The organism is Bradyrhizobium sp. SPXBL-04 (genome assembly GCF_051853035.1).
Lineage (GTDB): Bacteria > Pseudomonadota > Alphaproteobacteria > Rhizobiales > Xanthobacteraceae > Bradyrhizobium > Bradyrhizobium zhanjiangense.
The window spans coordinates 4,978,231-5,000,497 of record NZ_CP182472.1 but is presented as its reverse complement, the minus strand read 5'-3'; the positions used below and the strand labels follow the sequence as shown (position 1 = coordinate 5,000,497).

Sequence of the window (22,267 nt, the reverse complement as noted above, 5' to 3'; positions counted from 1 at the left end):
GATGACGACGGGCGGTCACGGAACTGACGGTGTCGAGCGCCGCGGATTGATGTTCGTTTTGTCTTCGCCCTCGGGCGCGGGCAAGACGACGCTGTCGCGTCTCCTGATCGAGCGAATGCCCGGCTTGAAAATGTCGGTCTCGGCGACCACGCGCGAGATGCGGCCGGGCGAGGTCAACGGCAAGGATTATTCGTTCGTCGACAAGCCGACGTTCGAAGCGATGGTGAAGGCCGGCGAGCTTCTGGAATGGGCGACGGTGTTCGACAATAGTTACGGCACGCCGCGCGGCCCGGTCGAGGCGGCGCTCTCGGCGGGGCAGGACGTGCTGTTCGACATCGACTGGCAGGGCACGCAGCAGCTACGCGAAAAGGCGCGCGCCGACGTCGTCAGCGTCTTCATCCTGCCGCCCTCGGCGGCCGATCTCGAAAAGCGCCTGCACTCGCGCGCGCAGGATTCCGACGCGGTGATCCGCAAGCGGATGAGCCGCGCCAGCCACGAGATGAGCCACTGGGCCGAGTACGACTACATCGTTATCAACCACGACGTCGACCAGGCCTTCGCCGAGGTACAGTCGATCCTGAAGGCCGAACGCCTCAAGCGCGAGCGGCGGATTGGCCTCGTAGGCTTCGTGCGAACTTTGCAAGGTCAGCTTCAAGGTTAGGCCGCGACAGGCGCGGCCCTTCCTTCGCCAGCTGTTCCAGCATGGTCGTGATGACATCCACGTCGACCGCATCCTGGTCGCGGCCTGCCGGCGCCTCATCGCGATCCTCGCCAATCTCGTTGGTGACTAGCTTGGGCGCAGCAGCTCGATCGAACAACTTGATCTCGACCTCGGCCGGCTTGATCTCGTCGGGTTCTGCGGCAGGGACCGCAGCGCGCCGCTTGCGCGCGTCGATCAGATCGATCTCGCGGCCAATCGCGGCAAGTTTTGTCACTTGTTTTGCCGCTTGCGGACGTGTGGCATCGAAGTCGATCGGATGCGCAGGCTGCGCGCGCGGCGCAACGGCCGGTGTTGCATCGCGCCAGGGCGCGCGGCTTGCGTGCTGGTTCTGCGTCTCCCAATCGTTCCAATAGCCGTGACGCTCGGCGGACTGGACGCGGACGCGCGCGCGCGCGCCGGCGAAGCGGTAGATGAGGCTGGCGAGGATACCGGCGAGCGCCAGCGCACCGCCGATCACGAGCATCAGCATCTGAACCGAGCCGGCCGGTTTGTCGGCGCTGCTGTCTGCCGCGGCGAGCGCCGGCGGGGCAGGGGATTTTGACGGCTTCGCGCTCGGCTGCGCTGCTGCCGCGACAGGCGTCGGCTGCGGCGCAGGCGGCGCGGACGCCGTGGAGACATCGGGCCAGGGTGCGGCGGGTTGTTGCGCGTTGCTGTCAGCGGTCTGGTCCGCAGATGGTTGCGCCGGTGTCGCGGCTGCGGCCTGCGCAACTGCGTTTGGTGTTTGGGGGGCGACACCGCTCCGCGCTGTCAGATATTCGGCGCGCGCATCCTGCACCGGGTGCTGTTGCTGCGGCTGCTGCGCCGGCGCCTGTGCCGTCGGCGTATCGCTCGTGGCCTGCGCGCTCTGCACGGACTTCGCGCTGTCCTTGTCGCCGGCGGCGCGCAGATACCAGCATTGCCGCTTGGTCCCGCGTTCGACGCGATAGTACCAGTGCTGCCCCTGCGGCGCGGCGCCCTTCGGCGAGGCGAGGCAGTCGGTGGCCGCGTTGGCCGTGCTCGGTGCGGTCTGCGCGTTCTGCGATACGGCGGCCAATGGCGCGCCGGCAATGATGCTGCCGACGAGCGCGGATATGAACTTTGCGGTGCGGTTGCCCATCCTGGTCTCCCGGTTACGCATGACGCAACTCTTAACCACCCCTTTGTCATCAAAGACTTGGGTGGCAATGAGCCGCAAATCCGGAGAGGATGTGGCTTGAATCGGGCCCGCGGCGCGTTGGTTCCGCGGCGAAATCGGGCCTTTTCACGTCGTTACTGTTTCGCCGAACTCCAGGTTCCGCCGCAGCCATCGGAGCGGCGCCAGGTTCCGGAACCGCTGCGGCCCCCGAGACGGCCGGCGCCTGTGAAGGTCACGCCCTCGCCTTGACCGACCGTTCTGACTGCGCCGTTCGGGCTGACGGTACCGGTGACGCCTTGGCCGATGACCTTGCCCGAGGAGACGACGACCGCGCCGGACGTGGTGCCGCCGCAGCCGATGCTGGTGACCATCCAGGCGCCGTCAAAGCCGCCGCCACCTCCACCGCCGCCACTGCTTCGCCGCGACGCGCGCGGCTCCTCGGCCGCCGGCTTGCTCCGGCGCGCGGACGGAGCGGGCTCGGCCGAGCGCTCTGAAGAACGATCCTGGCGCGAGCCGGACAGCGACTTCTCGTCATTGCCGATCGAGCCGCCGGCGCTGCCGGACTGCGCGAAGGCGGACGATGAGGCGACGGTGAGGAGAAATGCGAGGGCAATCGTAGCGGTGACGGTATTGGGCATGACCAAACAATCCAAACGAAAATGCATTCAGCGGCCGGAGCCGTCGGCGCAGACGGACCCGATAATGCGGCAAGCTTTGCCAGCCTTGCCGCATTCGTCAAGCGCGGCGTCTTTCGCGCGCTGCACGCTGTCGCGCTGGACCAGCGACCAGGATTTGTCGGAAATGGCGAACGCGCCGCAGCTTCTGCCATAGAACGAGAGCTCGATCGGGCATTTGGTGCCGGCACAATTGCCGCGCGCATCCGCCACCGTCGCGCGCCGCGAGGCGTGATTCCAGGACATCCCCCATTTGTTGTCGTCGGGTCCGTAGACGATCGAGCCCCAGGGCTTCAGATCCTCCATCTTGCGCATCCGCAGCAGCAGGCCTTCGGTCGCTTCACCCGTCGGCGCCATGGAGATCCGCTGCTGGAGCTTTGTGATCGCGCGCGCCAGGCCGTCGGGCGTATCAGGATCGAAATTGAGCTCGTAGAGCCGCTCGCTCAATTCGCTGAGCAGCGCGGCATCGCGTAAGGGAACGCGGTCGGGATCGGCGCGCAGGCGCTCCGCCGGCAGCGGATCGGGCTGCATCGCGGCGACCTGGGCCGGCGGGGCGGCTTGCGTCGGCGGCACGAAATAGAAGGTGCCGTCGATCGGCGAGGACGACACCCAGGGCTGCTGCGCGCCCGATGTGGCACGCTTCACCGCGAGGCCGACCTGGTTGAAGGTCTGGAACACGTCGAGGCCCGCGACCCGGATGGTCGTGGCGAGGGCCTTCGTATAGGGGCTGTGTCCGTCGCTGCCGTCCTGGGCGACGTTGCCGGGCTGCGTCGCGTAGGAGATCAGCGTGCCCTCGGGGGCGCGCATCTGCGCCAGGCCGCCATCGGATGATCGCAGGCCGCGTGAGCCAAACGGGTTGTTGCGGCAGGCGTCCAAGATCACGAGGTTGAGGCGCGTGCCCGACCCCTGCATCTGCCGCAGCACGAGATTGACGTCGGTCATCTGGAAATCGACGTCGGCCTCGCGGGTCGGATTGGCGCCGACAGGCACGAGATAGTTGGAGCCCGAGACCTGCACGCCATGGCCGGCATAATAGAACAGCGCGACATCGGCGCCCTGCACCTGGCGGCCAAAACTCTGCACCGCGATGTCCATCGCGCCCTTGTCGAGATCGAGCTGGGCGCGACCGCCGACCAGCGCGAAGCCAAGTGCGCCGAGCGTCTCGGCCATCAGGCTCGCGTCCTTGGACGGATTGTCGAGCGGCGTGATGTTCTTGTAGGCGGAGTTGCCGATGACGAGCGCGATGCGCTTCTCGGCAGATGCCGGATGCGTTGCGGCGGCGAGCGTAGCCGCAACCAGCGCTGCCAGCCCCAAAACGCGATTGAAAATCCTCGCGCGCATCAAAAATTCCTCAAAGCAATGGCGCCAATCTAACATTCCGGGGCGCGCGCGAAAAGCAGTGCGACAGTCGGTAAGATCACGGGCCTGCGCACCGAGACCGAAGGGGCATAGCTCTGCGCTCCCGCGGCGCGCTTCGCCCGAGTCTTGCTTTGATCTCATCGCCCTTTGGAAGCCAAAGGGCGCAGGGAAGGCCGGGCGCCGGCGGCACCCGCATGTCCGTGCGCCACGAAGAGTGCACACGGGGTGGACCACGGGTTGGCCGAACGCCCGGCCTTCCCTGCGCGGATGGTTTTAACGGTGTCCTTCGTGCTCTCCCCGGGGAGCGATGCACTATTGCCCCCGTCGTCTTGCAGATGACTGATGCGCGCGCCCGGTCGGGCCGCCACATCACCGCAGGACTTGACGCACAGACCCCGGGCGTCAGGACCACACGACTTCTCCGTCCGCGGACGGTCCCGCCTGAATGCCTGGAGGCTTGCGTGTGCTCGCCCCCGGCATCAACGAGACCGCTGTTACGGCGCCGTGTCGTACCGCGCCAGCGTGACGACTCACGGTTGCCCGCCCCGTCATCCCGCTGATCCGCGCCGGCGCTGCCGCGTCCACCGCCACCCAGCCCGCGTCTCGTGACGGTCGCGAACGCCCCTTTGGCAGGGCCGGGATGCGTGCTGTATGCCATAAATCCGAAATTCGGAAAAGTGAAATATTTTCGTGACGAGGGCTTGACCCGGGTGTGTTGCCCGACGCCTCCCGGGGGCCACCGTCAACTCCCTTCGTCGTTCCAAATTCCGCGACCTTGTCCGCCGAAGACCGACACCGAGGCGTTCCCGTCGTTCCCTGGACGGAAGAGCGCTCCGACATGAGGTTCTGGGCGCGACCGAACCGTGCGGCAGACGTGTTGGCTTACGAGTGCAGCGGTCTGATGTTCTGGTTCATGTGGAAGAAGTTCGTCGGGTCGTACTTCGCTTTCAGGGCCGCGAGCCGGTCGTAGTTGTCGCCGTAAGTGGCTCTGAGTCTGCTCTCGTCCCCATCCTCCATCATGAAATTCACATAGCCGCCTTCGGCCGAGTAAGGATGCACGGCCTCCCAATAGCCCTTGGTCCAGCGCGTGATCTCGCCCGCTTTTTGCGGGTTGGGATCGATGCCGGCGATGACCATTGACCAGTTCGCTTCGCGCGTATTCCAGGCGGTGTCGTTCTTGCCAACGCGATGGACGGCGCCATCGATCGGATAAAGATGCATGAGCGAAAGCGCGCTCGGTGCATTCCGGGCCTGCTCGATATGCGCGTCAATTGCTTCGTCGGTCAGCTCTTTCACGAAATCGCCGCGCCAGTACCATTGCAAGCCTTTCGGGAAGAACGGGTCGAACATGGATTGGAGCGCCGGATAGGGCATTTCGCCCATCCAGTTGAAGAGCGGCGGGGGCAGCTCACCGAGCAACCTGGCCATGACTGCCTGGCCATCTTCTGTCGGACCATTGTAGCAGCCAATGATGGCACAGGCGCGCTTGCCCTGATGCTCCGCCGGGAATGGGTCCACCGGTGGAACGGTCTTCAAGCCGACGAAGGCCCCAAGTTCCTCGGGAGCGCTAGGCAGGAAATCCCTGTATTTCCGCAGAACGCTCCGGGCATTTTCGAGATCCCAGAAGATCGGACCGGCATAGACCCTGTGCACCGGATGAGCCTGGAACAGGAAGCTCGTCACAATGCCGAAATTTCCGCCGCCGCCCCGCAGGCCCCAGTAAAGGTCAGCGTTCTCCGACCCGTTGGCCGTGACGATGCGACCGTCGGCGAGTACGACATCCGCCTCGAGGAGATTGTCGATGGTGAGGCCATGCTTGCGGGTGAGATATCCGGTGCCGCCGCCGAGCGTCAGCCCGGCGATCCCGGTGGTCGACACAATTCCGGCCGGCACGGCGAGCCCGTAGATATGCGTGGCGTGGTCAACATCGCCTTGCGTGCAGCCGGGACCGACGCGGACAGTGCGCGCGGTGGGATCGACCCGCACGCCTTTCATCATTGACATGTCGATCATCAGCCCGTCCTCGATACTGCTGAGGCCTGGCCCATTGTGCCCGCCTCCGCGGATCGCTACCTGGAGTTCGTTCTCCATTGCGAAATTGACTGCTGCCACGACGTCGGCGACGTCGGCGCAGCGCGCAATCATCACGGGACACTTATCGATCATCCCGTTGTAGAGGCTCCGCACAGCGTCATAATCGGCATCCATTCGCCTGATAACCGGGCCGCGCATGTTGCCGATGAAGGTTTCGGTGGCCATGTCCTGCATGATGTCCTCCTATTCCACCCATGATCGGTCCTTGGGTCGGAGATTACTCATGAGGTCCCCGAGCGTTCTCCGCCCGTTGAACGATGGTAAATCAAGCGCGGCGCCATAGCATCACAAATCTATAACAATAGACCTCGGGGCGGCCGCACGACACTTTGTCAGCAGGTGGACCCGAAGCGGACAGGAGGGGAGGAGCCCTGTTTGTCCTGTTCGGAGAGGATCGGCTACAAATGAACAAAGGGCAGGAATGACTTGGGAGGGGACATGTCCAACACGGGCTACGCACTGGCAGGCTTCGTCTCGTGGGCGCTGCTTCTGCTGGTCGTGATGGAAACCATCCGAACGTATCTCGTCGTGACTGGAAAGGTCGCGGCCAACGCCTTCACGCCGGATAACTCCGGACTATCGCCCTTCATGCAGCGCCTCGCACGGGCTCACGCGAATTGCATCGAAGGTCTACCGATTTTCGGCGGCTTGTTGGCGATTGCGATCATGGTATCAAGAACGGATGTTACAGACCCTCTAGCGTTTTGGTTTCTCGGCGCAAGGATTGTACAGTCGATTATCCATCTCGCGTCGAACAGTCCGATAGCAGTAAGTCTCCGCTTCACCGCGTTCGCCGTGCAGATGGCGATAGGTATCTACTGGTCATGGAAGCTGATGGTCTAAGGACTGGATCGCGCTCGGCATGTCAGCCGTTGAGGCCAGACCGGACGTGCCGAGAACGCGCCCCAATCGAGGCAGCATCGAAATCCCGCAGCACAGCAGTCTCCTGCTGTAGCCGAGGTGTGTTATGCTTCCAGTCGGAAGCACGGAGGGACCGGGAGTGAACCGGCGCTCATGCATCATGCTGCTCGGCGGCGCTGCGGCTTGGCCGCTCGCAGCGCGTGCGCAGCGAGGCGGGAAGGTCTATCGCGTCGGGATTCTGGAGCCAATACCGGCGGCACGGAACGCCGCCAACCTGGAGGCTCTGCGCAAAGGTCTGCGCGATTTCGGTTACTTCGAAGGAAGCAACTTGATCATCGAGTATCGGTCGGCCGACGGTCGGGCCGAGCGGTTTCCGGATCTCGCATCCGAATTGGTTGGCCTCAAAGTCGACCTGATCCTGGCGAGAGGCACTCCTGCCACCACGGCGGTTCAGAACGCGACCGGAACGATTCCAGTAGTCATGATGACAATGGGCGGCCCCGGTGCGATCGTACCGAGCTTCGCGCGGCCGACCGGCAACATCACGGGGGTGATTACTTTCAGCACCGAACTGACAGCGAAACGGGTTCAGGTTCTCAAAGAACTGGTTCCTGGCCTCACGCGAGTTGCGTTGCTTCACAACATGGGCAATCCAGCTGTCCCAGCCGAATGGGAAGAGACAAAGATAGCGGCACGCTTGCTGGGTCTCGAGGCTGAGCTTCTTGACGTGCGGAGCGAGGGTGACCTGAGCCACGCATTCGAACTGGTGGTGCGACGGCATATCGACGGCCTCGTCGTTGGGGCAGACGGTCTCACCCAAATGCATCAACAAATGATCGTTGAATGGGTAGCCCGCAACCGTGTGCCCACCGTCTTCCCAGCCCGCGAGTTCGTTGAAGCCGGGGGACTGATCGCCTACGCCGTAAACTATCCTGACCTCTACTTCCAGCTCGCAGCCTTCATCGACAAGATCTTCAACGGCGCAAAGCCAGGCGATTTGCCGGTGCAACAGCCTACCAAGTTCGAGTTGGCGATCAATCTTAGGACCGCAAGCGCGCTCGGTCTCGAAGTCCCGCCGACGCTGCTCGCCGGGGCCGACAAGGTGATCGAATAGAGGACCTGCTTGCTGTGTGCATTAGTCGGGTATTGGCCCCTCAGCTGAACAACGAAAGGGCCGCCGCAATGTCGGCTGCCTGCGGGAGACCGGACGTTGCACGATGGTTGCGCTGACGGGCGCTCCTGACCCTTGGCGGGCCAGAGAGATATTGTGGTAAAACTCTCTCAGTTCAATTTTGTCAGACGGTCAGCCCGAACTCGAGCTTCATTCTGAGTGCGCGGCCAAGGTAGCCTTCCAAGGATGTCCGAAGCCAGACTTCGACTTCCTCAATTGGCCCGTTTGAGACTTTCGGATTTGCGCTGATAACGTCCGCTAAGCAGCGCCGACCGGAAACCCCAGCGGCGCGGGGCAACCGACGCGATTGACCCCGAGCGGATCTGCGCCAACCTCCAATGCGTTCATTCTCTGCTCCGCTGCTCGGTCAGGCCCCTGGAGCCCGCTTGCTTTTGGTTGGGTGAATGGTTTCGCCCCGAGCGAGCATTTCTACAAACTCGCGAATTCGCTTATTCCGCGTTTCGGGGCGCTTGGCATCGTTCACGCGATAGACGAAGGCGAACCTGTTGGCACGGTCGAGCGTCGCAAACGCCCGTTCTGCTTCCGAATTTTCAGCCAGCGCAGCCAGGAAATCGGACGGAGGTTCGGCTTTGCCCTGGGATTGATACGCCGCGCTCCAGCGACCATCGGCCTTGGCTCTCTGGATCTCGCTCAACCCGGCAGGTTGCATGCGCCCTTCGCGAACAAGACGCTCCGCCGTATCCCGATTGATTGCGGACCATCGGCTCGCACTTCGCCGCGGCGTCATTCTCACTAAATAGTAATGCTCATCAAACTTCCCAAGCTGACCATCGATCCATCCGTGACATAAAGCGGCTTCGATGGCCTGCGCCTTGGTGATGGTTGCTTCTGGTGCGCCGGCTTTAGCGAGCTTAAGCCAAAAGTCGCTCTCGCTTCCCTCGTGTGCAGACAGATAGGCTTCGATGGATGGCAGGTCCGCAAATGATATGATCGGACCCTTTACATTGGTCATGCATCCTCCTCGCACAGGCGGTTAAACGATTCCCTATGAGATACGGGCCGTTCCGCGCTTGTATAGCCAGCATGCGGACTAGTCACTAACACCAGATTGAAGTTGCGAAGCCGCCTCCGGATGGCCTTTGATTTTGCAATAAGTGCTGACGGTTGATGTTCGATTCTGGCCCGATGCTGCCTGGCTCGAAGCCCGTGCAAACCTCGGCTGACGAACGTAGACCGGATGCGGCTTTCAGAAAGGCAGACCGCCGACTTTGACCCATCTCGGACATTGGGACGCAGCTTCGGAGATCCGATTATTTGCTCATTCTCACTCGCTGTCTCGCCGCAAAGTGCTAGGCTTTGGACATGGACGGGCGTTTCCTCCGTGGTGATCAATGAGACGGCGCGAGTTCATGGGGCTGATCGGCGGTGCGGCAGCGACGTGGCCGCTCGGCGCGCGTGCGCAGCAACCGGCAAGGTCGGTCTACCGGGTAGGGTATCTCGGGATCGCGTCGCGGGAGCAAACATTTCGTAATGTTGGAGCCTTCGAAGCGGGCCTGCGGAGCCTTGGCTACCGCGTCGGCGAGAATGTCGTCATCGAGTACCGTTTTGCCGACGGAGAGATGGGGCGGCTGACGGCGCTTGCCACAGAGGTGGCCGGGCTCGGCGTGGACGTCATCGTTTCCGGAAACAATGTGACCACGGTTGCCGCCATGAAGGCGACCAGGACGATCCCGATCGTGATGGCCAACAGTGCCGAGCCGGTCAGTGCCGGACTTGTTGCCAGTCTGGCGCGCCGGGGGGCAACGTCACCGGGTTCAGCTCGGAGCCCGGCGATGAGATCAACGGCAAGCGGCTCGAATTTCTGAAGGACATTCTGCCGAACCTCTCGCGTGTGGGCATTCTCTGGAATCCGGACTTTGCGCCTAATCAGGACCGGCTGACGTCGCTGCGGGAAGCTGCCCAAGCGCTGGCGTTGACTCTTGTCCCGGCCGAGGCGCGCGGGCCGGACATACTTGAACAAGCGTTCGCGACAATGGTGAGAGAACGCGCGCAGGTGCTTCTCGTGCTGAGCGATGGGGTGCTGTTCAACCATCGCGGCCTGATTGGGGGCATGGCCGTCAGAAATCGGCTGCCTGCAATCTCCGCCGTGAGAGAATACGCCGAAGCGGGCTTCCTCTTGAGCTACGGGATTGACTTACCAGATCAGTTTCGCCGGTCTGCGACCTTTGTCGACAAGATTTTTAGGGGTGCGAAACCTGGCGACCTGCCAGTCGAACGGCCGACCAAGTACGAACTTGTCATAAACCTCCAGACCGCCAAAGCACTCGGCATCAACATGCCACCGACCGTGCTGACGTGGGCCGATGTCGTGATCGAATAGGCACCATGACGTCGCTTATTGGCCCCTCGGCCGAACTGTCTATAAGCCGTCGCAAAAGGCCGGTCTCGGAGGAGAGCCGGACCTGACGACTGAGCCCTATCCGCGTCTCGCCCCGCTGTAGGCGGGGCGAGATCGTTGCTCCCAGAGCAACTCAGATGAGGAGGAAGTCGGTCGGGTTCAGGCTCGCCGTGTGGACGCCGTCGAGCGTGATGGCGTTCGCTCGCCGACAGATGAATCACGGCATCGCCAGCGGCATTGTCGCTGATCAGGCTCGATCGCGTCCAGAACATATCACGTTCGAGGCTCCGGCCACCAAGCCGGGGCCATTTCCGATGCGGCATGAGACTCGGTGCGCGCCTCAGCCGTCGCGGGGCACTTCGACGAAGCGCCGGGAGAGCTTTGCGAGGGTCCGGTCGGAGACGGGCGCGGCGCGGAACTCGCGGATGGCGCGGGCGAGCTCCTGATCCGACATCGGCCGCACCGGCTCGTTCAACGTTCCCTTGAGGAAGGCGTCGTTGATGCTGTCCAGATGCTCGCTTCGCTCCGACGCGAACAGGCGGCGGATGCGCTTAAGGATCGCAGTAGGGCTCATGAGATGGGCGGCTCGGTTCGCTGGGTGATGGAGGGGAGGAAGCGATCCGGTGCCGTCGCAAACCGGTTAGCAACCTGTGCTTCCGACTTGCGTTCTAGTCCGCTGAATACCGGCCAGATGTATCATTTGATCGAACCGGTGCGATTTTTGGCGGCCGCATGGATAAAGCCTACGACGTGCTGATCCGGAACCTGTGGGAGCACACCGCGCTGGCGGAGGAGGATGTCGCCGAAATCCGGGCGCTCACCTTCACGGTTCGCGACTTTGCGCCGAACGAGGATTTCATCCGTCAGGGCGATGAACCTGAACATTCGGCGCTGGTCGTCTCCGGCATGGTCGCGCGCTACCATCTGCTCGGCAGCGGGCGGCGGCAATATCTCGCGTTCCATCTCACCGGCGATCTTCCGGACGCGCAGGGCCTGTTCATCGATGAGATGGATCATGGGCTGAGTGCGCTGGGGCCGGCTTCGATCGCCTTCATCCCGCATCGCGAATTGTTCGCCGCCTTCCGACGGCGGCCCACTTTCGGGTTTGCCGTCTGGCGCGAGACGCTGCTCGATGCCGCGATCTTTCGCGAGGCCATCACCAACAACAGCGCCCGTCCCATGCAGGCGCGCATGGCGCACCTGTTCTGCGAGCTGTTCTATCGCGCCCGCGCCGCGCAGCTGGTCCGCGGCAATCGCTGCCGGATGCCGATCAGCCTGGCCCAGCTCGCCGAGACGCTGGGCATGGCGATTGCGACCGTGAACCGGACGCTTGCCGATCTCAGGCGGAGCGAAGCCATGGATCTGCGCGACGGTGAGCTGATCATGCTGAAATGGCGCGAATTGCAGCGGCTCGGCGATTTCAGCCCGGCCTATCTGCATCTGAAGCGTCAATCGGCACTGTGACGGCGTGTGCGCCAGTGCGCGGTCCAGCTCGGGCTGGGAACAACTCTCTCCCGGGCACGTCATTCATGAAACGAGGGAGATGCCCATGAAAGCGCTCATCGCAGCGATCGCGTTTGCCGCCATGACCGGGTCCGCGATTGCCCAGAATACTGGGCCCGCTCCGCAGAGCGGCATGGAAAGGCCGGAGAACACCAACGGCGCCACTGAGAAAGGGGCGATGGATACCACCGGCATGAATGCAAATCAGGCAAAGCGGCCCGGCACGAAGGATATGTCCAAGGGAGAGAGCAGGACCGACGGCAAGAAAAAATAAGGGTGCAGGCGTGGCCAACGCCATCCAAGCCGGTCTTGCAATTGTATCACCTGTCTCATTCGCGCGCGCAGCAATCGACCAGCGCGCGCCAGATGCGTTCGATCTGCAAGGTCCTTTGACGTTCGAAGACGGCATCGTCCTCCGCACGAGGCGGCGTTGCGGTCCGCGTGTCGCGCGGCTCAATCCAGCGCTCCGAGATGGGATCGTACCATCGGCCGGGAGTCGTCACGTCCAACACCTTCATCGTCTACCCCATGCGCCTGTTGCTGGTGTTCTGGGTGAGGTTGCCATGCGCAGCCTGCTCACGAATGTTCTGCTTCTCGTCGTCGCGGCGACCCTTGGTGGTGTCGACGGGAACTGACGGCGCGCTGCCGGCGCCCTTGGGACTCCGGTTCTGCTTGGGAACGGGGCGCACCGTTTTCGTCAACGGCTTCGTCATGCGCATCGACTCCATCGTTGCCTGATGTGAGATCAACGCAATGAACGTTCGCGACGTTCCAAATGGTGCTGTTACGTTCTAAAGCGTTCTAAACACGATTGAACTCTGTTCTTGGCCGGAGAACTACGGGCATCGGGCGCCGGCTGCACGTGGCGGCCTGTTCAGGAGCGAACACATCTGCGACGGCGATCGGCGCCGCAGCTGCCGAGCGAATACCATTGTCCAAGCCGTGCGTCTATCCAAGCCGTGCTTCGCGTTCGTCCGGCGAGCAGCTACGCGCGACGTACTCGCGGTAGCGGGCGATCGCCCTGTTGGCGAGCATCAACGGCCGGCGCTCGCCGGTCTTGAGCTGCGCCTCGATGGCATCGAGGATGACGTTTGCGGACTCATCCGGCGGACCGAGCTCGCCGCTCTTCTCCAGGAAGCTCCAGGCAATGAAGAATGCGTTCTCGACGGTGCAGCGAATGGTCATGCGCTGCCAACGCCGTGCAGCCGCGCCCGTTCCGCACGCGGGGTCGTGTCCCGGACCAATATGTGTCAGCGGAACCCCGGCCGTTGATCGCGCCACGGACGCGGCGGCGACGGCGTCGGTTACGCCGGCGCTTGATTCGCGGGTTTCAGCGCATCTCAGTTCTTGAGCACGATGCGACCGACCACCTTGCCGGCGCGAAGCTCGTCGATCCATTTCTGGACGTCGCCCATCGGCTCCTCGCGCATCGGCGTCGGCTTGATCTTGCCGGCGCGTGCCAGCGCCATCAGCTCCTGGGCTTCCGCGAGCGTGCCGACCATGAAGCCCTCGATGGTCATGCGCTTGTAGACCCATTGCACCATCGGCAGCGTGAACTGGCCGCCCATCAGACCGGAGACCACGATCTTGCCGCCGCGTGCGGCGACCGCGACGGCAAACGCCATCGACTTCTCGTTGCCGGCGAAATCGACGATCTCGTCGAAGCCGCCCTCGGTCTCCTTGAGGATGCGCTTGATCACGTCAGGCTCGGCCGGATCGTAGGCGGTCGCGGCGCCGTTCTTGAGCGCGGTCTCGCGCGCGGCCGGTGAGAGGTCGGCGACCGTAATCGGCTGCTTGAACATCGCCTGGGCGAACGACAGGCCCATCATGCCGACGCCGCCGAGCCCGATCAGGAGGAGGTTGCGCTGGCGCGGACGGTCGACCAGACGCTTGAGCGCGCCGTAGGCTGTCACGCCGGAGCACATCAAGGTCGCGGCCTGATTGACGGGCAGGGGATCGTAATCGAGCAGATATTTGGCGTCGGGCACCAGCACATGGGTGGCAAAGCCGCCGTCGATGGAGACGCCGAGGAAGCGCTGCTTGACGCAGAGATTCTCGTCGCCGTTCCGGCAGTCGCGGCACTGGCCGCAGCCGATCCACGGAAACACCGCCTTCTTCGCGCCGACGAGTCCGGCGGGAACGTCGGGGCCGACTTCATCGACGACGCCGGCGATCTCATGGCCGAGCGTGAAGGGCAGCGTCATGCCGCGCGTGGTGTCGAGCTTCTTGCCGCCGCCGAGATCGGCGTAGCCGTCCTGGATGTGCAGGTCGGAGTGGCAGAGGCCGCAGCGCTCGATGCGCACCAGCACCTCGCGACCTTGCGGCTTGGGCGTGTCGACGATGGTCTCGCACAAGGGCGCGTCGAACTTGACCAGGGACTGCCTGCGCATCAGCGCCATATTCTTTCCTCCGAAATTATCTCATTGTTTGAGCATGATCTGTTTCGGAAAACCGCTTCACACTTTGCACTAGCGCGGCCCTCCGGGTCCGGATCATGCTTCTTCGCTTCGTATATTGGCCAATTCACAGGCCATGGCAACAAAGCCCGCAATCGGAATGGTCTCCGCGCGACGGGTCGCATCGACGCCGGCAGCTTGCGCGAGCCGCGCGGGATCGACGCCCAGCGATTTCAGGCTTTGCCGCAGCATCTTGCGGCGCTGGCCGAAAGCTGCGGCTGCGACCTGCTCGAGCAGCCTGCGATCGCAGGCCAGAGGTTCTGCGCGCGGCTTCAGCCGCACCACGGAGGAGGTGACCTTCGGCGGCGGCACGAAGGCGGAGGGCGAAATGTCGAACAGGATCTTGGTCTCGCAGCGCCAGTTGGCGAGCACGCCGAGCCGGCCATAGGCCTCCTCGTCCTCATGCGCGACGATGCGCTCGCCGACCTCGCGCTGGAACATCAGCACCATCATCTCGTACCAGGGCGGCCAGGGCTCGATCGTGAGCCAATTGATCAGGAGCTGGGTCGCGATGTTGTAGGGCAGGTTGGCGACGATCTTTGCTCTTTCGCCGTCGAGCAGCGGACGCGGGTCGAAGGTCATGGCATCGCCATGCACGATCTCCAGCCGGCCGGGATAACGCGCGGCGATATCCCGTAGCGCCGGGATCGCGCGATCGTCATGCTCGATGGCGATGACGCGCCTCGCGCCGAGCGCGAGCAAAGCGCGCGTCAGCCCGCCCGGGCCGGGGCCGATCTCGACGATGGTGGCATCCTCGAGCGGCGCGGCGGCGCGCGCGATGCGCGCGGTGAGATTGAGGTCGAGCACAAAGTTTTGGCCAAGTGATTTGCGGGCCGACAGCGCATGCTGGCGGATGACCTCGCGCAGCGGCGGGAGGTCGTCGATCGCGCTCATCAGAGGTCTTCAGCCGCCATGCGGCTGGCGAGCCGAAGCGCCGCGATCAGGCTCGCCGGATTGGCCTTGCCGGTGCCGGCGATGTCGAAGGCGGTGCCATGATCGGGTGAGGTGCGGATGAAGGGCAGGCCGAGCGTGACGTTGACGGCGTCGTCGAAAGCGACCGTCTTGATCGGGATCAGCGCCTGGTCGTGATACATGCAGACCGCGCAGTCATAGGTCTGTCGCGCAGCCTCGTGGAACATGGTGTCGGCAGGCAGCGGGCCCCTGGCCTCGATGCCGTCGTTGCGCAGCGCTTTCAGCGCCGGCGCGATGATGGTCTGCTCCTCGTGGCCGAGCGAGCCGTCCTCGCCGGCGTGCGGATTGAGGCCGGAGACCGCGATGCGCGGCGCCGTGATGCCGAAGCGGGATTTGAGCTCGGTTGCGACGATGCGAACGGTCGAGACGATCAGCTCGCTCGTGAGCTGGGCCAGCGCCTCGCGCAGCGAGACGTGAATGGTCACCGGCACCACGGCGAGCTGCGGCGACCACAGCATCATCACCGGCTGCGGGACGTGGCCGTCCGTCGCGGCGAGCTCGGCGAGATATTCGGTGTGGCCGGGATGACGGAAGCCTGCGCGGTAGAGCACGCTCTTGGCGATCGGATTGGTGACGACGGCGCCGGCGCGGCCCTCGCGCACGTCAGCGACCGCCTGGCGGATCGAGGCGAGCGCGGCCGGCGCGCTCGATGCGTCGGGCTTGCCGGGCTCGGCCGTGGCATGCTCGCCGGTGGCAACCACGGGCAGAGCCTCGGTGAAGGCGGCCTCGACCTCGCCGGGATTCACCGCGGCGATCCTGATGTCGGCGCCGAGCGCCCTGGCGCGCCGGGCGATCAGCGCCTCGTCGCCGAGCAGGTAAAAGGCGCGCAGGTTCAGCTCACGGCGCCTGAGCCAGGCAGCGATGGTGATGTCGGGGCCGATGCCAGCGGGCTCTCCCAGGGTCAGGGCGAGGGGTTTTGCCGGGCGCGCTGCGGAAGGCTCGGCCATCAGCGGTTGCGATATTCGATCATCGCCGCCTTGCGGAGCTCTTCGAGATAGGCCTTCTGGGTCTTCTCGTACTTCTCTTGATACATCTTCTCGCGGACCTCGCGTTTCTTCGGCGTGTCGATCATGGTCGGCTTGCGCGAGCACAGCACCACCATCTCGATGCCGGCCTTGGTCACCTCGGGCGCGGTCAGATGGCCGATCGGCGTGTCGTCGAGCACCTTGCGCAGCGCCTCGGGTAGTTCCGCGGTGGTCTTGGTGATGCTGTCGCGGATGGTGGCGTTCGGCGTCGAGCGGAACAGCGAGTTGGCTTCCTCGCAGCTTCCGACGCGCGCGCGATAGCTGTCGGCTTCCTTCTTGCGTGTTTCCAGGAACGCCGCGGACGAGCCGCGCGGCACGATCAGCACGATCGGCTGCATCTTGTATTCGGTGCCCTCGATCTGGAGCTTCTCGCCGCTCTGCGCTTGCACGGCCTGCGCGACGTCACGCTCGCCGACGAGCAGCTTCTCCTTGTAGCGGCCGCGTACGAGGCTGGTCCAGACCATCTCGGACTTCATGCGGCTCTTCAGCGTCTCGGGGCGCACGCCCTTGGATTCGAGCGACTTGGTGAGCTGCTCCGGCGTGATGCGCATGCGCTGCGCCATGCCCTCATAGGATTGGTTGATGTCGGAGACGCCGGGATCGACCCCGTACTTCTTGCCTTCCTTCATCTTCACCTTGTCGTCGATCAGCTCGTTGATGACCTGCTCGCGGCTCGGCGCCTTCTGCGTCGTGAGCTGGTCGAGCTTCGAGCGCTGCTCGATGTCGAAATCGGTGATCGGATCGCCGTTGACCATGACCACGATGTTCTGCGCCCGCGCCGGCACACCGACCAGGAACAGGGCGGCGAGGACGAGAAGGAGGCGGAAGATCGGCAACGGAATCGTCATGGTTATCGCTCGCATGTCAGCTGCGTCGAGCCTGTGGTGAGGCAAGCGCGGCCAGCACTTCAAACCGCTCACTGGAGGCCCGAGGAACCGCTGGTCGTCGACGAGGTCGCCAGCGTGCGCAGGCCGATCTGGAACATGAACGCGTGGCTCAGCACGGGCGGTGCACTGCCCGCGGAATAGCTATAGGAAGTTACATAGTTCGCCGCCAGCACGAAGCAATCGTCGACATAACCGGCGCCGAGCACATACTGGTTGATCTTGTTGGCCTCCAAATCCCAGCGGGCCGAGCCCGACACCACCCAGTTGGAGGCGACCTTCAGCGAGCCTGTCGTCAGGATGCCCTCGCGGCGGGTCAGATAGCCGAGTTCCGGCTGCGCTGCGTAATTGCCGTAGAGCACGGCGACCGACCAGCGATTGAAATTGGCGCGGCCTTCCGCCTCGAAACGCTGGACGTTCCAGGTCTGCTCGTCCATGCGGGAGCGGACGCTGAATGTATAAGTGCTGTTGGGTGAGTAGCTCGCGCTCGTGACGTAATCGGAACGCGGCTTGTCGAGACCGGAATTGAGGCCGGTATTGATGGTGTCCTGGACCGCGAAGGAGTTCAGGCCGAACAGGTGGTAGGACTGGCCGAACAGCACCTTGACGGCGCCGCCCTTGTCGAACTGCGTGGTGGACTGCACGCCGACATTGGCGCGGCCGCCGCCCTCGACGCGGTCGTAGCCGGAGAACTTGTCGACGCTGAAAAGGTTCGAAGCGTCGAACACCATGCTCTGGGCGTCCTCGTTCGGGAGCTTGCCGGCATAGGTCTCGTTCGGCCGGATGATGATCTGCGCGATCGGCTCGACGGTGGTCGAGCCCCAGGGCTGAATGTTGATGAAGGGATAGCGGTATTCCAGGCCAACGGTCGGCATCAGGCGGAACGCCTGGGTGTCGCCGACGGGCAGGAAGTTCGACACGCCCGGCTGGTTGGAGACCGAGGAATTGATCGCGTCGGCGCGCAGACTGGCGAACGGCGTCCAGATCTGGCCGAACGGATCGGTGAAGGACTTGCGCCACTGCGCTTCCGCGGTGAGGCGGGTGTAGGTGCCGGGGAAGCCGCGCAACAGGCACTGCGAAGGCAGACGGGCCAGCGGATCGGCCGACGCCGTCGTGCACAGGCTGTTGGTGTTGGCGGTCGTCGTGATCGGATCGAACACCGAGCCGTCACGCGACAGGTTCACGAAATTGGTCTTGTAGCTGAACTCGCCGCCGAAGACCGGATAGTTGAGCACGTTCGAGTAGTCGATCACCGGATAGACGATCGGCACCTGGCTCTGGTTGCCCGAATAGCTCAGCCAGTACATCGTGCGCGCATCGAAGAAGCTGCGATTGCCGACGCCGGTCAGATAGAGCTGCGACAGCGCTTCCGTCGGCAGCAGCAGGAACGAGCCGAGCGGATCGCGGTACTGATAGAGCCGATAGTCCGAGAAGAAATAGTAGTCGGACATCAGGACGCCGTCCCAACCCCAGACCCATTTGTCGTTCAGCGCGAACTGACCCTTGGTGTCGACGGCGCCGCGGAATTGGCGGTCACCGGGCTGCCCGGCGAACGCTCCCGGATCGAGCTGGTCGATGCCATAAGCGCGGATCTGGTAGGCGCCGTCGATCAGGCGCTGCCGGAATTCGCCCTGCAGCATCACGCCTTGCCGCGACATGAAGCGGGGCGTGATGGTTGCGTCCATGTCGGGCGCGATCGCCCAATAGTAGGGAATTTCGGCGCCAAATCCGGTGTTCGTCGTGCCCGGGAAATAGCCCGGCATCAGGAAGCCGGACTTGCGCTTCACGGTCGGGTCGGGCGTCGAGAAATAGGGCATGTAGGCGAGCGGCACGCCGAAGAATTCGAGCTGTGCCGTCTCGAAATACAGCATCTTCTCCTGCTGGTCGTGGATGATGCGCGCACCCTTGACCTGCCACAGCGGCGGCTTCTTCGGATCGTCCTTACACGGCGCGCAGGCGGTGTAGACGCCGTTCTCGAACACCGTGTAATTGCCGCTGGAGCGGTCGGCGCGGCTCGCGGCCATGCGGGTCTGGTCGGCGGTATCCACGCGCAGCGAATCGACGAAACCGTCGCGGTAATCGTCGGAGAGATCCATGATCTCGGCATAGGTGATCTTGCCGTCGGCATCCGTCATGCGGATGTTGCCTTCGGCATGAAGCCGCTTGGTCTTCTGGTCGTAGATGACCCTGTCGGCCTCGACGCTGGTGCCGTTGTAGAACAGCTGGACGTTACCGACCGCGGAGACGCGCGAGTTGTTGTAGTCGTAGTCGACCTCGGTCGCCTGCACCAGCATCTGGTTGTCGTTGGGAGCCCTCTGCGGCTTCGGACGCGGCGGCAGCGGATTATAGGTGTACTGGGCGGAGGCGGGCACCACTGCGGCAACGTCGATCAGCCCGCCGAGCGAGGCGGCAGCGGCGACAGCGAGCAGAAGCCTGCGGACGGACCAGCCGCACCCGTTCGCGCGCACCAATGTGCTGCGCGTCGAACGAGACACGAGCCCTCGGTGGACGGCAGTCACTATCCGTCCTCCTGATAGAGCAAGGCCAAAAAGCCGGTGAGGCCGCCCACCACAACGGGCAACCACGCCGCAGCGATCGGATGCATCAACTCAGCCTTGCTCAAGTCCTCAGTTACTTTCGACAGGACGTAGAGCAGAAAGCCCGCGCCCACGCCACTCAAAACCATCTTCTGCACGCCGCCCATCCGGAAGAAGCGCAACGACACGGAGGCTGCCAGCATCACCATGGCCGCCAGCAAAAACGGCTGTGCCAGAAGCTTGTGATACTGGAGTCGGTATCCTGCTGTCGCGAAGCCCGAGCTTTCGGACGAGCGGATGTAGCTCGGTAGTTGCCAAAAGGACACAGTCTCGGGTGTGGAAAAGCTGTTGCGGACCTGAGCTTCGGTCAGCGTCGTCGGAATCTCGAGGTGGGCCTGATCGACCGGCGGGGAGTCCAGCGAGAAGCGTCGGACGTCCTTGAACAGCCAATGGCCGGCCTCCAGCGTCGCCTCGCGCGCCTCGATGCGTTCCTTGAAGTGCTGCTCTGTGTCAAATCGGAACAGCGTGAGGCCGGTGAGCCGGATGCCCTGCTGCTCGCTGCGCGCGGCATTGATGATGGTCTGGCCGTCGTTGGTCACCTGATTGAGCCAGAAGCCGGACGCATCCTGGATGCCGCCGCCGGGCGCCGAGCCGAACAGCTCCGCCTCCATGCGCTTGGAGAGCTCGCGCAAGTTGGCCGACATCGGATTGTAGGCGACGGTGGCGATCACTCCGATCAGCAGGGCGCTGCCGAGCGCCGGCGAGATGAACTGCCAGGCCGAGATGCCGGCGGCGCGCGCGACCACGAGCTCGAGCCGGCGGGAGAGCGCGAGATAGCAGGTCATGGCGCCGATCAGCATGCAGAACGGCGTCAGCTTCTCCAGCAACTGCGGCACCCGGAATAGCGAGGTCTCGGCCACCATGATCGCCGAGGCGGATGCGAGGCCGGAGGTCTTGCGCACCATCTCGATGTAGTCGACCAGCACCAGCAGCAGGAAGATGCTGGCGAACACGCCGAGCGCGGCGACCACGAAGCGGCCGGCGAAATAGCGCCCGAGTGTGTTGGTGAGCATGCTCATGCGGTGGCCGGCCGTCCGAACAGCCGCGCGATCCGCGCGTTCGATCTGTTGATGGCCTCCATCAGGCCGGGGGGCGGCTCGACCACGACGCCGCCGATGATCATCCAGAGCCCGACGCCGATGGCGCCCATGACCATCGCGTATTGCACCAGCACCGCGCCCGGCGATTTCACCGCCATCACCGAGCAGGCGAAGCCGGCCATGCGCAGGCCGAACACCGCGAGGATCGAGGAGCCGATCGAGAAATTGCGGCTCTGGCGGGTGGTGCGGGGCGCACCCAGGAACGCGAAGGTCAGCACGGCAAAAGCGAACGGATAGATCGGCGCCAAGATGCTGTCGTGCAGGGCCGAGCGGAACTGACCGGGGATCTGCTTGTAGACGGGATCGTCCTCGGACGGCGAGAACAGCTCCCAGAGATAGCGTTCGCGGATACCGAGGGTGACGTCGCGGCCCTGGCCGGAGAATTTCGACATGTCGAAGCCGTAACGGCCGAACGCCACCAGCGCCGGATCGCGCTTGCCGGCCTCGAAGCGCTGGAGATTGCCCGTCTCCAGCACCAGGAACGATCCGGTGTCGTTCTTCACGACCTCGCCGTGCTCGGCGACGATCGAGACGCGCTCGTTCGGATCGCGGCGGTCGTCGATGAAGATGCCGGCGAGGATGCCGCCGGGCTGGCGCTCGCGGATCCGGATCGTCAGATTCTTGTCGAGCTGGGCGAAGCGGCCGGGCTGCAGGATGTTGGTGAGCACGTCGGCGGTGATCTCGGCGTCCCACTGCTTGATCCGCCGCATGCCGTCGGGGGCAAGATAGGCCGCGATGAAGGCGACCAGCAGCGCCACCACGCAGGTCGCATAGAAGAACGGATAGAACAGACGGAATGGCGAGAAGCCCGCCGCATTCATCACGATGATCTCGGAATCGGTCGCCAGCTTGTTCAGCGTGTGCGAGATCGCGATCATCAACGCGATCGGCGAGATGATCAGGACCAGGGCCGGGATGACGAGGCTGGTGATGCCGAGGAAGGTGAGGATGGTCTGACCCTGGCTCGTCATCAGGTCGATGCCGCGCAACGCCTGCGTAATCCAGATCACGCCGGTGAGGCTGACCAGGACCAGCGCAAACGACGCCAGCGTCGTGCGGAAGATATACCTATCGATCGACCCCATGCGCTACTGCACGAATCCCACCAAGACCCCAATGCCGGCGGGAATCCGGCTGCCCGCCCCAATCCCGCAACGGGATCCCCAAGGGACGGCCAGCCATCGGTTCCGCCAGCTTACTCTCTCTACCATCCCTTTGATCCGTCAACAAAATGGCTGCCCCATGGCACCCTCAATATATGGTTAATATTTCGCGCGTTGTGGCCCGCCGGCCACGGCGGTGCTTGGCATCTTGCGGGCCGCTGGCCCATAGTACGGAAACCTAAGTGAATCGCAGTTCAGCTCCGGCCCGCGGCCG

At 63.9% G+C, this 22,267-nt stretch carries 21 protein-coding genes and 1 pseudogene; 6 read left to right on the top strand and 16 right to left on the bottom strand.

Annotated features, from left to right (window positions below; genetic code table 11):
- Window position 1 precedes the first annotated feature (1 nt).
- Window positions 2-661: a guanylate kinase gene (gmk, locus tag ACNJX8_RS23780; RefSeq protein ID WP_091895057.1), complete on the top strand. Its 660-nt coding sequence runs from the start codon at window positions 2-4 to the stop codon at window positions 659-661.
- Here the strand turns inward: gmk and ACNJX8_RS23775 are convergent.
- The 4 genes from ACNJX8_RS23775 to ACNJX8_RS23760 form a co-directional block, all read right to left on the bottom strand.
- Entirely contained in the window at window positions 594-1,817 is a 1,224-nt protein-coding gene (locus tag ACNJX8_RS23775) for a hypothetical protein (RefSeq protein ID WP_439356945.1), read from the bottom strand. The genes gmk and ACNJX8_RS23775 overlap by 68 nt on opposite strands.
- A 152-nt stretch (window positions 1,818-1,969) precedes the next feature.
- On the bottom strand, window positions 1,970-2,473 hold the full coding sequence (locus ACNJX8_RS23770) for a hypothetical protein (protein ID WP_439356943.1): 504 nt from the start codon (window positions 2,471-2,473) through the stop codon (window positions 1,970-1,972).
- A gap of 27 nt (window positions 2,474-2,500) precedes the next feature.
- Window positions 2,501-3,850 (bottom strand): caspase family protein, encoded by a 1,350-nt coding sequence (locus ACNJX8_RS23765; protein ID WP_439356941.1) that lies wholly within the window; start codon window positions 3,848-3,850, stop codon window positions 2,501-2,503.
- 900 nt (window positions 3,851-4,750) lie between these two features.
- Window positions 4,751-6,136: an FAD-binding oxidoreductase gene (locus tag ACNJX8_RS23760; RefSeq protein ID WP_439356940.1), complete on the bottom strand. Its 1,386-nt coding sequence runs from the start codon at window positions 6,134-6,136 to the stop codon at window positions 4,751-4,753.
- 264 nt (window positions 6,137-6,400) lie between these two features.
- On the opposite strand from ACNJX8_RS23760, the gene ACNJX8_RS23755 reads away from it, so the two are divergent.
- A complete protein-coding gene (locus ACNJX8_RS23755; protein WP_128934268.1) occupies window positions 6,401-6,805 on the top strand; it encodes an MAPEG family protein in 405 nt (134 codons plus the stop codon).
- A gap of 157 nt (window positions 6,806-6,962) precedes the next feature.
- Window positions 6,963-7,937, top strand: coding sequence for an ABC transporter substrate-binding protein (locus ACNJX8_RS23750; protein ID WP_439356937.1), 975 nt, complete (start codon window positions 6,963-6,965; stop codon window positions 7,935-7,937).
- Window positions 7,938-8,361: 424 nt separating this feature from the next.
- On the opposite strand, the gene ACNJX8_RS23745 is transcribed toward ACNJX8_RS23750, so the two are convergent.
- Window positions 8,362-8,967, bottom strand: coding sequence for a YdeI/OmpD-associated family protein (locus ACNJX8_RS23745; RefSeq protein ID WP_439356935.1), 606 nt, complete (start codon window positions 8,965-8,967; stop codon window positions 8,362-8,364).
- 379 nt (window positions 8,968-9,346) lie between these two features.
- Here ACNJX8_RS23745 and ACNJX8_RS23740 point away from each other — a divergent pair.
- Window positions 9,347-10,335 (top strand): annotated as a pseudogene (locus ACNJX8_RS23740) (ABC transporter substrate-binding protein).
- A 358-nt stretch (window positions 10,336-10,693) separates the two neighbouring features.
- Here ACNJX8_RS23740 and ACNJX8_RS23735 read toward each other — a convergent pair.
- Window positions 10,694-10,927 carry a hypothetical protein gene (locus tag ACNJX8_RS23735; RefSeq protein ID WP_439356934.1) on the bottom strand — a complete coding sequence of 78 codons (234 nt, stop codon included), beginning with the start codon at window positions 10,925-10,927 and terminating at the stop codon, window positions 10,694-10,696.
- 158 nt (window positions 10,928-11,085) lie between these two features.
- On the opposite strand from ACNJX8_RS23735, the gene ACNJX8_RS23730 reads away from it, so the two are divergent.
- Together ACNJX8_RS23730 and ACNJX8_RS23725 are read left to right on the top strand one after the other, a co-directional pair.
- The gene (locus tag ACNJX8_RS23730; RefSeq protein ID WP_439356932.1) at window positions 11,086-11,817 is read left to right on the top strand and encodes a Crp/Fnr family transcriptional regulator; all 732 of its coding nucleotides are present in this window, start codon (window positions 11,086-11,088) and stop codon (window positions 11,815-11,817) included.
- Between the two features lie 85 nt (window positions 11,818-11,902).
- Window positions 11,903-12,130, top strand: coding sequence for a hypothetical protein (locus ACNJX8_RS23725; RefSeq protein WP_439356931.1), 228 nt, complete (start codon window positions 11,903-11,905; stop codon window positions 12,128-12,130).
- 55 nt (window positions 12,131-12,185) lie between these two features.
- On the opposite strand, the gene ACNJX8_RS23720 is transcribed toward ACNJX8_RS23725, so the two are convergent.
- From ACNJX8_RS23720 to lptF, 10 genes are all read right to left on the bottom strand, one after another.
- Window positions 12,186-12,374, bottom strand: coding sequence for a hypothetical protein (locus ACNJX8_RS23720; protein ID WP_091892838.1), 189 nt, complete (start codon window positions 12,372-12,374; stop codon window positions 12,186-12,188).
- A gap of 3 nt (window positions 12,375-12,377) precedes the next feature.
- A complete protein-coding gene (locus tag ACNJX8_RS23715) occupies window positions 12,378-12,569 on the bottom strand; it encodes a hypothetical protein (RefSeq protein WP_439356930.1) in 192 nt (63 codons plus the stop codon).
- A gap of 235 nt (window positions 12,570-12,804) precedes the next feature.
- Window positions 12,805-13,041, bottom strand: a complete 237-nt coding sequence (locus ACNJX8_RS23710; RefSeq protein WP_439356928.1) for a hypothetical protein — start codon at window positions 13,039-13,041, stop codon at window positions 12,805-12,807.
- 155 nt (window positions 13,042-13,196) lie between these two features.
- Window positions 13,197-14,255: an alcohol dehydrogenase gene (locus ACNJX8_RS23705; RefSeq protein WP_439356927.1), complete on the bottom strand. Its 1,059-nt coding sequence runs from the start codon at window positions 14,253-14,255 to the stop codon at window positions 13,197-13,199.
- A gap of 93 nt (window positions 14,256-14,348) precedes the next feature.
- Window positions 14,349-15,206, bottom strand: a complete 858-nt coding sequence (gene rsmA, locus ACNJX8_RS23700; RefSeq protein WP_439356925.1) for a 16S rRNA (adenine(1518)-N(6)/adenine(1519)-N(6))-dimethyltransferase RsmA — start codon at window positions 15,204-15,206, stop codon at window positions 14,349-14,351.
- Window positions 15,206-16,231: a 4-hydroxythreonine-4-phosphate dehydrogenase PdxA gene (gene pdxA, locus ACNJX8_RS23695; RefSeq protein ID WP_439356924.1), complete on the bottom strand. Its 1,026-nt coding sequence runs from the start codon at window positions 16,229-16,231 to the stop codon at window positions 15,206-15,208. Before pdxA ends, rsmA begins: the two co-directional genes overlap by 1 nt.
- Window positions 16,231-17,157, bottom strand: coding sequence for a SurA N-terminal domain-containing protein (locus tag ACNJX8_RS23690; protein ID WP_164935059.1), 927 nt, complete (start codon window positions 17,155-17,157; stop codon window positions 16,231-16,233). Before ACNJX8_RS23690 ends, pdxA begins: the two co-directional genes overlap by 1 nt.
- Window positions 17,158-17,225: 68 nt before the next feature.
- Window positions 17,226-19,712, bottom strand: a complete 2,487-nt coding sequence (locus ACNJX8_RS23685) for an LPS-assembly protein LptD (protein ID WP_439356922.1) — start codon at window positions 19,710-19,712, stop codon at window positions 17,226-17,228.
- Complete coding sequence (gene lptG / locus ACNJX8_RS23680) at window positions 19,712-20,809, bottom strand: LPS export ABC transporter permease LptG (RefSeq protein WP_439356920.1); 1,098 nt, start codon at window positions 20,807-20,809, stop codon at window positions 19,712-19,714. Before lptG ends, ACNJX8_RS23685 begins: the two co-directional genes overlap by 1 nt.
- A complete protein-coding gene (gene lptF, locus ACNJX8_RS23675; RefSeq protein WP_128934253.1) occupies window positions 20,806-21,975 on the bottom strand; it encodes an LPS export ABC transporter permease LptF in 1,170 nt (389 codons plus the stop codon). The genes lptG and lptF overlap by 4 nt, the downstream gene beginning before the upstream one ends.
- Window positions 21,976-22,267: the final 292 nt, after the last annotated feature.

Excerpts from the sequence above, each read along its gene's own strand:
- gmk (WP_091895057.1), top strand. The coding sequence starts at position 2 with ATGACGACGGGCGGTCACGGAACTGACGGTGTCGAGCGCCGCGGATTG.
- ACNJX8_RS23775 (WP_439356945.1), bottom strand. The coding sequence starts at position 1,817 with ATGGGCAACCGCACCGCAAAGTTCATATCCGCGCTCGTCGGCAGCATC.
- ACNJX8_RS23770 (WP_439356943.1), bottom strand. The coding sequence starts at position 2,473 with ATGCCCAATACCGTCACCGCTACGATTGCCCTCGCATTTCTCCTCACC.
- ACNJX8_RS23765 (WP_439356941.1), bottom strand. The coding sequence starts at position 3,850 with ATGCGCGCGAGGATTTTCAATCGCGTTTTGGGGCTGGCAGCGCTGGTT.
- ACNJX8_RS23760 (WP_439356940.1), bottom strand. The coding sequence starts at position 6,136 with ATGCAGGACATGGCCACCGAAACCTTCATCGGCAACATGCGCGGCCCG.
- ACNJX8_RS23755 (WP_128934268.1), top strand. The coding sequence starts at position 6,401 with ATGTCCAACACGGGCTACGCACTGGCAGGCTTCGTCTCGTGGGCGCTG.
- ACNJX8_RS23745 (WP_439356935.1), bottom strand. The coding sequence starts at position 8,967 with ATGACCAATGTAAAGGGTCCGATCATATCATTTGCGGACCTGCCATCC.
- ACNJX8_RS23735 (WP_439356934.1), bottom strand. The coding sequence starts at position 10,927 with ATGAGCCCTACTGCGATCCTTAAGCGCATCCGCCGCCTGTTCGCGTCG.
- ACNJX8_RS23730 (WP_439356932.1), top strand. The coding sequence starts at position 11,086 with ATGGATAAAGCCTACGACGTGCTGATCCGGAACCTGTGGGAGCACACC.
- ACNJX8_RS23725 (WP_439356931.1), top strand. The coding sequence starts at position 11,903 with ATGAAAGCGCTCATCGCAGCGATCGCGTTTGCCGCCATGACCGGGTCC.
- ACNJX8_RS23720 (WP_091892838.1), bottom strand. The coding sequence starts at position 12,374 with ATGAAGGTGTTGGACGTGACGACTCCCGGCCGATGGTACGATCCCATC.
- ACNJX8_RS23715 (WP_439356930.1), bottom strand. The coding sequence starts at position 12,569 with ATGACGAAGCCGTTGACGAAAACGGTGCGCCCCGTTCCCAAGCAGAAC.
- ACNJX8_RS23710 (WP_439356928.1), bottom strand. The coding sequence starts at position 13,041 with ATGACCATTCGCTGCACCGTCGAGAACGCATTCTTCATTGCCTGGAGC.
- ACNJX8_RS23705 (WP_439356927.1), bottom strand. The coding sequence starts at position 14,255 with ATGGCGCTGATGCGCAGGCAGTCCCTGGTCAAGTTCGACGCGCCCTTG.
- rsmA (WP_439356925.1), bottom strand. The coding sequence starts at position 15,206 with ATGAGCGCGATCGACGACCTCCCGCCGCTGCGCGAGGTCATCCGCCAG.
- pdxA (WP_439356924.1), bottom strand. The coding sequence starts at position 16,231 with ATGGCCGAGCCTTCCGCAGCGCGCCCGGCAAAACCCCTCGCCCTGACC.
- ACNJX8_RS23690 (WP_164935059.1), bottom strand. The coding sequence starts at position 17,157 with ATGACGATTCCGTTGCCGATCTTCCGCCTCCTTCTCGTCCTCGCCGCC.
- lptG (WP_439356920.1), bottom strand. The coding sequence starts at position 20,809 with ATGAGCATGCTCACCAACACACTCGGGCGCTATTTCGCCGGCCGCTTC.
- lptF (WP_128934253.1), bottom strand. The coding sequence starts at position 21,975 with ATGGGGTCGATCGATAGGTATATCTTCCGCACGACGCTGGCGTCGTTT.